The organism is Spirilliplanes yamanashiensis, from assembly GCF_016863475.1.
GTDB classification, from domain to species: Bacteria; Actinomycetota; Actinomycetes; order Mycobacteriales; family Micromonosporaceae; genus Spirilliplanes; species Spirilliplanes yamanashiensis.
Genome location: NZ_BOOY01000059.1, coordinates 1 through 588 on the forward strand (window position 1 = coordinate 1; position 588 = coordinate 588).

At 63.1% G+C, this 588-nt stretch carries 1 protein-coding gene; it reads left to right on the plus strand.

Annotated features, from left to right (window positions below):
- Nucleotides 1-143 precede the first annotated feature (143 nt).
- A partial coding sequence (locus tag Sya03_RS30680) for a hypothetical protein (protein WP_203941952.1) occupies nucleotides 144-588 on the plus strand: 445 nt, incomplete at its 3' end.

Below are 588 nucleotides of genomic sequence, written 5' to 3' on the forward strand. Positions count from 1 at the left end.
CAAGGCTTGACTTGGAACCTGAACATGGAGGTCATATGCCACCGCGGATGCGCAAGCCGCAGCTGCCTCCAGGGCCAAGAGCGGATTTCCACGGACCTTTATGGGCTTTGTACTCGCGGGCAGGGAGGCCGACAGTCCGCAACTTGGCTGGGTGGATCTGTGCCCAGAACGAGTCATCCGACGGAGGGCTCACGGGCACCGCTAGCCACGAGACAATACGGAGGGTTCTCGCTGGCCAGGTTCTACCTCACGAAGCCGGCACGGTTGAGGCCATCGTTCTCGCTCTCTGTGCCGCTGCCGGCATTAATGTGGACGAGCGAAGCGAGAGGGTGGCCGACACGCTCAAGACCTGGGAAACAGCGATCGATGCTCCGCCGGTGTCTACGGCGACGCCTATGCCAGACCAGCATGCGTCTTTCGACCTCCCTCCCTCGATGGCTACTCCGACACTGGCGGCGGCGCCTCGCGTCGGTCCTGTACCGGTGACCCGTCAGGCCCGAGCAGTAATCCTCAGCGAGCCCTTCTGTAGCGGTCACCAGATCGTCGAGGAGTACAAGGTCACGGTCGGCAACTACGGCGCGGAGCCTG